We start from the raw sequence: 7,781 nt of genomic DNA, 5'->3' as shown, positions 1-7,781 counted from the left end.
GGGTTGGGGCGATGGAGGGGCATGCTGCAGATCCCGCCCCGCATGACCCTCGTCCTCGGCGGGGCGCGTTCCGGCAAGAGCGCCTACGCGGAGGGACTGATCGAGGCCTGCCCCGGCCCGTGGCTCTACCTCGCCACCGCGCAGGCGTTCGACGACGAGATGGTCGCGCGCATCGCCCAGCACCGCGCCCGGCGCACCGGAGCGTGGCGGACCCGCGACGTTCCGCTCGCTTTGCCGGAGGCGGTCGCCGAGGCCGAGGGGGCCGTCCTGGTCGATTGCCTCACCCTGTGGCTCACCAACCTGATCCTGGCAGAGACCGACCTGGAGGACGCGGTGGCGCGGCTCATCGCCGCCTGCGCGCGGGCGCCGGGGCCGCTGGTTCTGGTCGGCAACGAGGTCGGGCTCGGGATCGTGCCGGACAACGCGCTGGCCCGCCGCTTCCGCGACGAGGCCGGGCGCCTGCACCAGCGGCTCGCCGCCCGGGCCGACCGGGTCGTGCTCACCGTGGCGGGACTGCCGCTGATCGTCAAACCAGGAGTGCCCGCATGAGCGACGACGCGACCCGCCACCGCGAGAAGATGGAGAAGCGCAAGGCCGTGCAGGACGCCGAGGTGGCGGCCAAGACCGTCGAGAAGGGCCTGCTCCTAGTCCATACCGGCCCCGGCAAGGGCAAGAGCACGGCGGCGCTCGGGCTGATGCTGCGGGCGCTCGGCCGCGGCTGGCGGGTCGGCATGGTGCAGTTCATCAAGGGCGGCTGGGATACCGGCGAGCGTCACGCGGTCGCGGCCTTCGGCGACCGTGTCGCCTGGCACACGCTGGGGGAGGGGTTCACCTGGGAGACCCAGGACAAGGCCCGGGACATCGCCGCCTGCCGCCACGCTTGGGCCGTGGCCGAGGGCCTGATGGCCGATCCCACGATCCGCCTGCTCGTCCTCGACGAGCTCAACATCGCGCTGCGCTACGACTATCTCGACCTCGACACCGTGGTCGCCGCCCTGCAAGCCCGCCGGCCGGACCTGCACGTGGTCGTCACCGGCCGCAACGCCAAGCCGGCCCTGATCGAGGCCGCCGACCTCGTCACCGAGATGGGCAGCGTGAAGCACCACTTCTCGGCCGGCGTGAAGGCTCAGGAGGGGATCGAGTTCTGAAGCCCGCGCGCAAGAAGGCCCTGATGATCCAGGGCACCGGCTCCGATGTCGGCAAGTCGCTGCTCGTGGCGGGGTTGGCGCGCGCCTTCGCCGACCGGGGCTTGGCGGTGCGGCCGTTCAAGCCGCAGAACATGTCGAACAACGCCGCCGTCACGCAGGATGGCGGCGAGATCGGCCGGGCCCAGGCGCTCCAGGCCCGGGCCGCCCGGGTGGCGCCGTCCGTGCACATGAACCCGGTGCTGCTCAAGCCCCAGAGCGAGGTCGGCTCCCAGGTGGTGGTGCAGGGCCGGATGGTCGCCACCGTGAAGGCGCGCGACTACCAGGCCTGGAAGCCCCGGCTGATGCCCGCCGTTCTGGAGAGCTTTTCGCACCTGGCCGCGGAGGCCGATCTCGTGCTGGTCGAGGGCGCGGGCTCGGCCTCCGAGGTGAATCTCCGGGCCGGCGACATCGCCAATATGGGCTTTGCCCGGGCCACCGACACGCCGGTGGTGCTGGTCGGCGACATCGACCGGGGCGGGGTGATCGCGAGCCTCGTCGGCACCAAGGCCGTGATCGACCCCGCCGACGCCGCGATGATCGCCGGTTTCATCGTCAACCGCTTCCGGGGCGATCCGAGACTGTTCGCCGACGGCATGCGGCTGATCGCCGAGCGGACCGGCTGGGCGCCGCTGGGCCTGGTGCCGCATTTCCCCGAGGCCGTGCGCCTGCCGGCCGAGGACGTGCTCGGCCTCGCGGGCTCCGGGCCGCGCCCGGCCGGGACCGTCACGGTCGCGGTGCCGGTGCTGCCGCGCATCGCCAATTTCGACGACCTCGACCCGCTCCGGGCCGAGCCCGGGGTGTCGGTGGTGCTGGTGCGCCCCGGAACGCCGATCCCCGCAGACGCCGCCCTGGTGCTGCTGCCGGGCTCCAAGACCACGATCGACGACCTGGACTTCTTCCGGGCCGAGGGCTGGGACGTCGACCTGCGCGCCCATGTCCGGCGGGGCGGGCGGGTGCTCGGCCTGTGCGGCGGCTACCAGATGCTGGGGCGCAGCCTCGCCGACCCCCACGGGATCGAGGGGGCGCCCCGCACGGTGCCGGGCCTCGGGCTCCTCGACGTCGAGACCGTGATGACACCGGACAAGCGGCTGGCCGCGGCCACCGGCACGAGCCTGGCCGACGCGGTGCCGTTCACGGGCTACGAGATGCATATCGGCGCCACGCACGGCCCCGACGCGGCCCGGCCGCTGCTGCGGCTCTCCGACGGGCGCACCGACGGGGCGGTCTCGGCGGACGGGCTGGTGGCCGGGACCTACGTGCACGGCCTGTTCGCGCACGATGCCCAGCGCGCGGCCTGGCTCGCCCGCCTCGGCACGGTCTCGGAGGGGGCGGGCTACGAGGCGGGGGTCGAGGCGGCCCTCGACGGCCTGGCGCGACACATCGCGGCCCATGTCGACTGCGACCGGCTGCTGGCGCTTGCCCGGTAGGCGAGGGCCGGGCCAGGGATTACTCTGTGTAATGCCGGCCCTCGCCACGAGGGGCCGCACGGCTCCAGAGGAACGCCAGATGCCCCCCACGCAATCCCCGGTTGGGGAAGATTTCGCCGAGAGCACCGTCCGCACGGTGACGGTGCGGCTGATGCCGCTGCTCGGCCTCCTCTACCTGATCGCCTATATCGACCGGCAGAACGTGTCCTACGCCAAGCTGGACATGGTCGGCAGCCTGGGTCTCAGCGAGACCGCCTACGGCCTCGGCGCGTCGCTGTTCTTCCTCGGCTACTTCCTGTTCGAGGTGCCGGCCAACGTGTTCCTGGAGCGGGTCGGCGCCCGGGTCTGGTTCGCCCGGATCATGTTCACCTGGGGCATCGTCACGCTCCTGCTCGGCTTCACCCAGAACGCCGCGATGTTCTACGTGCTGCGCTTCCTGCTCGGCGCCGCGGAGGCCGGCTTCTTCCCCGGCGTGCTGTTCGCGCTCACCCTCTGGTTCCCGCAGGAGCACCGGGCCCGGATGATCGGCTGGTTCATGATCGCCAGCGCGGTGGCCAACGCGGTCGGGGCGGCGATCGGCGGGGCGCTGCTCGGCCTCGACGGAGTCCTGGGGCTGGCGGGCTGGCAATGGGTGTTCCTGGCGACCGGGGCGCCGGCGATCGTGATGACCGTGGTCGTGCTGCTGATCCTGCCGAACGGCCCCGAGACGGCGCCCTGGCTGTCCCAGGACCAGCGCGACTGGCTCGCCCGGACCCTCCGGGCCGAGCGCGAGGGCGGCGGCCTCGTCGACCACGGCAATCCGTTCGCGGCGCTCCTCGACAAGCGCGTGCTGATGCTGGCCGGGGTCTACGTCTCGCTGCCGCTGGCCGCCTACGGGCTCGGCTACTGGCTGCCCACGGTGGTCAAGGGCTTCGGCGTCTCGAACCTCACCAACGGCTTCCTGAACATCATCCCGTGGGTCGCCACGGCCGTCGCCCTGTGGTGGGTCCCCCGCCACGCAGCCCGCACCAACGCCCAGGGCAACGCCCTGACCTGGCACGTGGTCGGGCCGGCGCTGGTCGGGGCGACCGGGCTGGCGTTGAGCGTCATCCTGCCGGGCAACGCCGTGAAGTTCGCGTGCCTGTGCGTGGCGGCGGCCGGGACGTTCTCGGCCCAGCCGGTCTTCTGGTCGATGCCCGCGACCTTCCTGCGCGGGGCGACCGCGGCGGCCGGGATCGCGGCGATCAACTCGGTCGGCAACCTCGGCGGCTTCGTCGCGCAGAACATGGTCCCGTTCATCCGCGACCAAACCAAGAGCGACCTCGTGCCGATGCTGTTCCTGTCCGCCTGCCTGGCGATCGGAGCCGGGGCGATGTTCGTGGTGCTTTCCGCCCTGCGGCGGGATGCGGCCAAGCGCGCGACGACGACGAGGCCCCGCGCCGCCTGAACATCGGTCGGCATCGCGCGTTATCCTTCATCGTGCCGCTCAATCCGGCACGATGATGCGACCTCGCGCTCCCGCGGGACATCATCGATGAGGGTACCGCAATGAGCGAAGGCATTCCGCTTCTGATCCTCGCCCTGGGCACTCTGGGCGGCGTCTGGTTCCTGGCCGCCGCGGCCCGGAAACAGGTCGCCGACGCCAAGGGTTCGCCGGAACGCTCGAGCGTGATCCGCGATCACGGCGGCGCGCCGCGCCAGAACATGCCGGGCACGGAGCACTGACGGATCAGCCGGCGGCGATCCGCCGGCAATGGTCGAGGGCGGCGCCGATCAGGTTGTCGCTGGCCTCGGGCGTACGAAAGGCCGAATGCGCCGACAGGACTACGTTCGGCAGGCCCGCGAGCGGGTGGTCGGGGGGCAGCGGCTCGACCGTGAACACGTCGAGCCCGGCCCCGGCGATCCGCCCGGCGCGGAGCGCCTCCACGAGGGCGTCTTCGTCGATCACCGCGCCCCGGGCGGTGTTGATCAGGATCGCGCCGGGCTTCTGGGCGGCGATGCGCGCGGCCGACAGGAAGCCGCGCGTCTCGTCGGTCAGGAGGAGGTGGAGCGAGACCACGTCGCTCTCGGCCAGCAGCCGTTCCAAGGGTACGAACGCGACGCCCGGATGCGTCTTCGGGGTCCGGTTCCAGGCCAGAACCCGCAGGCCGGCGCCGTTGCAGAGCCGCGCCATCTCGGCCGCGATCCCGCCGAAGCCGATCAGCCCGACGGTCTTGCCGGTGAGCTGGATCGCCTCGGTGCGCAGCCACCGCCCCGCCCGCATCGCCCGGTCCATCTCGGGCAGGCCCCGGGCGGCGGCCCACATCAGCGCGAAGGCGCATTCCGCGACCGCGGTGTCGCCGTAGCCCTTGATCGTATGGACCGTGACGCCGCATGCGGCCCGGAGCGCCTCCGGGTCCATGTAGCTGCGGGCGCCGGTGCCGAGGAACACCACGTGCCGCAATCCCGTGCAGGCGCGGGCCACGTCGACCGGGAGGGCGGTGTGGTCGATCACCGCGATCTCCGCGCCGGCGAGCCGGGCGGGCAGGTCCTCCGGGGCGATGTCGGGCTGGAGGTTGATCGCGAACGCGGGATCGTCCGGCCGCAGCAGGCGGCGCGCCACCGCCGCCAGGGTCTCGCTGGCATCGACGAACACCGCGCGCATCGGCTTCTCCTTAGTCCCGCTCAACCCGGCGTAGCGCATCCTCCCGAAAGGTGGGTGCCGGCTTTCGGAAAAAGATGATGCAAACCAGAGCCCTGGCGCAGGCCGTACCGTCGGGTCAGCCCATCGCGACGAGCCAGAGGGCGAGCAGCGCCAGGACGAGCCCCCCTTGGATCAGGCAGGCCGTGCGATAGAGGGTCAGCGCCCGGGCGATGTCGTCGGCCGTGGCCTCGGCCCGGCCGTCGCCCATATGGGCGTCGGGGACGAGGGTACCGTCATAGACCCGCGGGCCGGCGAGCCGCAGGCCGAGCGCCCCGGCCATGGAGGCCTCGGGCCAGCCGGCATTGGGCGAGCGGTGGTGGCCGGCGTCGCGGGCCATCGCCCGGAGCGCGCCGCGTGCGTCGGCGCCGCGCAGGGCGGCCGCCCCGACGATCAGCAGGCCGGCGAGCCGGGAGGCCGGCAGGTTCACCAGGTCGTCGAGCCGGGCCGCCGCCCAGCCGAAGGCCGCATAGCGCGGGCTGCGGTGGCCGATCATGCTGTCGGCGGTGTTGATCGCCTTGTAGAGCGCGCCGCCGGGCAGGCCGAGACACCCGATCCAGAAGGCCGGCGCCACGATCCCATCGGAAAAATTCTCCGCCAGGCTCTCGATCGCGGCGCGGCAGACCGCCGGCCCGTCGAGCTGGTCCGGGTCGCGCCCGACGATCATCGACACCGCCCGGCGGCCGGCCTCCAGGCCGCCGTCGCGCAGGGTGGTCTCCACGGCCGCGACGTGGTCGTTCAGGCTGCGCTGCGCCGGCAGGCTCGCGCAGAGCAGGCCGAGGAGCAGCAGGGCGGGGAGGGGGCCGGCCCAGAGGCTGAGCCCGGTGAGCGCCCAGGCCGGCAGCCCCGTGACCGCCAGAAGAAGCAGCAGCGCGCCGCAGCCGGCGACCCGGCGGCGGCGCTCGGAGCCGCGGTTCAAGCCGCGCTCCAGCCAAGAAATCAGACGGCCGATCCAGGTGACAGGGTGGCCGATGGCCCTGTAGAGCGCGTCCGGGTAACCGGACGCCGCCTCGATCCCGAGGGCGAGGGCGAGGATGGCGAGCGTGTCGGGCGGATGGAGCATCGTTTCTGGAATCCCGCTCCGAGGCCGGGGGCGATCCCGGGTGTCATCCCTCATGGCGGCGATCTCGGAGGGCTCCGGAACGCCTTTCCCGACGCGCCGGAACCCTGGCTCGACCTCTCGACGGGGATCAATCCGGTCCCCTATCGCGTGCCGCCGGTGGAGGCCAGCGCCTGGACGCGGCTTCCCGCCGCCGCCGAGGTCGATGCCCTGCGGGAGGCTGCCGCGGCGGCCTACGGGGCTCCGGGCGCCGCCGAGGTCGTGCCCGCACCCGGCACCCAGATCCTGATCGAGACCCTGCCCCGGCTGGTGGCCCCGACCCGGGTCGCGGTCATCGGCCCGACCTATGCCGAGCATGCCGCCGCCTGGGCGCGGGCCGGCCACGCGGTGGCGCAGGTCGACGGGATCCAGGCGGTCGGCGACGCGCCCGTGGCGGTGCTGGTCGATCCCAACAACCCGGACGGGCGGACCCATCCGCTCGCCGAGCGGCTCGCCCTGGCGGAAGCCCTGCGCGCGCGCGGCGGCCTGCTGGTCGCCGACGAGGCCTTCGCGGATCTGGAGCCGGTGTCGAGCCTGTGCCCGCATGTCGAACCCGGGCTCGTGGTGCTGCGCTCCTTCGGCAAGACCTACGGGCTCGCCGGCCTGCGCCTCGGCTTCGCGGTGACGGATTCCGGGACGGCGGGCCGGATCCGTACGGCGCTCGGCCCCTGGGCGGTGTCGGGGCCGGCCCTGGCGATCGGGCGGGCGGCCCTGTCGGACACGGCGTGGCGGGCCGAGACCGCCCGGGCGCGGGCCGCGGATGCGGGCCGCCTCGACCGGCTGATCGCCCGCGGCGGCGGCACCGTCATCGGCGGCACCAGCCTGTTCCGCACCGCCGATTTCCCCGACGGACCGGGCCTGTACCGGCGGCTCGCGGAAGCCGGGATCGCCGTGCGGCGCTTCCCCGAGCGGCCCGAGCGCCTGCGCTTCGGCCTGCCGGCCGGGAAGGCGGCGTGGTGCCGCCTGTCGCGGGTGCTCAAATAGGCGCCGCCGGCCCATGCCGGTCGCGGGCCGCCACCAGCACGGCCAGCGCCGAGAAGACCAGGCCCACCGCGCAGACGCCCGGCCAGCCGACCATCAGGAACGCCTGCGAGCCCGCGAAGGCGCCGAGCGCCCCGAACACGAACAGGGTCGTGAACAGCACGGTGTTGATGCGGCCCCGGGCCCCCGGCACCAGGGCGTAGGCCCGGGTCTGGTTGGCGATGAGCGCGCCGTTCATGCCGATGTCGATCAACAGGACGCCGAGCCCGACGGCGACGAGAGACCACGTGCCCCCGGCCCAGAGCACCAGGAACGACAGGGCGACCATCAGGCTGCCGCCCAGCACCACGGGCCGGGCGCCGCTCCGGTCGGTGAAGCGACCCGACACGGGGGCGACGAACGCGCCGCAGACCCCGATCACCCCGAAC

8 protein-coding genes and 1 pseudogene are annotated in these 7,781 nt (G+C 73.4%); 6 read left to right on the top strand and 3 right to left on the bottom strand.

What is annotated here, in order from left to right; genetic code table 11:
- Positions 1 to 21: 21 nt before the first annotated feature.
- From cobU to FV233_RS30665, 5 genes are all read left to right on the top strand, one after another.
- On the top strand, positions 22 to 549 hold the full coding sequence (gene cobU / locus FV233_RS26895) for a bifunctional adenosylcobinamide kinase/adenosylcobinamide-phosphate guanylyltransferase (protein ID WP_187278241.1): 528 nt from the start codon (positions 22 to 24) through the stop codon (positions 547 to 549).
- The gene (gene cobO, locus FV233_RS26890) at positions 546 to 1,148 is read left to right on the top strand and encodes a cob(I)yrinic acid a,c-diamide adenosyltransferase (RefSeq protein WP_147899335.1); all 603 of its coding nucleotides are present in this window, start codon (positions 546 to 548) and stop codon (positions 1,146 to 1,148) included. The genes cobU and cobO overlap by 4 nt, the downstream gene beginning before the upstream one ends.
- 23 nt (positions 1,149 to 1,171) lie before the next feature.
- On the top strand, positions 1,172 to 2,614 hold the full coding sequence (locus FV233_RS26885; RefSeq protein WP_147899334.1) for a cobyric acid synthase: 1,443 nt from the start codon (positions 1,172 to 1,174) through the stop codon (positions 2,612 to 2,614).
- Positions 2,615 to 2,693: 79 nt separating this feature from the next.
- Positions 2,694 to 4,040: an MFS transporter gene (locus FV233_RS26880; protein ID WP_147856733.1), complete on the top strand. Its 1,347-nt coding sequence runs from the start codon at positions 2,694 to 2,696 to the stop codon at positions 4,038 to 4,040.
- 101 nt (positions 4,041 to 4,141) lie between these two features.
- Entirely contained in the window at positions 4,142 to 4,318 is a 177-nt protein-coding gene (locus FV233_RS30665) for a hypothetical protein (RefSeq protein ID WP_187277872.1), read from the top strand.
- Positions 4,319 to 4,322: 4 nt separating this feature from the next.
- Here FV233_RS30665 and FV233_RS26875 read toward each other — a convergent pair whose 3' ends face one another.
- Both FV233_RS26875 and cbiB read right to left on the bottom strand, forming a co-directional pair.
- Positions 4,323 to 5,237, bottom strand: coding sequence for an NAD(P)-dependent oxidoreductase (locus tag FV233_RS26875; RefSeq protein ID WP_147899333.1), 915 nt, complete (start codon positions 5,235 to 5,237; stop codon positions 4,323 to 4,325).
- A 115-nt stretch (positions 5,238 to 5,352) separates the two neighbouring features.
- Complete coding sequence (cbiB, locus tag FV233_RS26870; RefSeq protein WP_147899332.1) at positions 5,353 to 6,336, bottom strand: adenosylcobinamide-phosphate synthase CbiB; 984 nt, start codon at positions 6,334 to 6,336, stop codon at positions 5,353 to 5,355.
- Here cbiB and cobD point away from each other — a divergent pair.
- Entirely contained in the window at positions 6,328 to 7,356 is a 1,029-nt protein-coding gene (cobD, locus tag FV233_RS26865) for a threonine-phosphate decarboxylase CobD (protein ID WP_147899331.1), read from the top strand. The genes cbiB and cobD overlap by 9 nt on opposite strands.
- Here the strand turns inward: cobD and FV233_RS26860 are convergent.
- Positions 7,349 to 7,781, bottom strand: a pseudogene (locus FV233_RS26860) (MFS transporter); the annotation flags it as partial. The gene cobD and the pseudogene FV233_RS26860 overlap by 8 nt on opposite strands.

This window comes from Methylobacterium sp. WL7 (genome assembly GCF_008040085.1).
Taxonomy (GTDB): Bacteria; Pseudomonadota; Alphaproteobacteria; order Rhizobiales; family Beijerinckiaceae; genus Methylobacterium; species Methylobacterium mesophilicum.
This window is presented reverse-complemented; position numbering and strand designations above follow the sequence as displayed.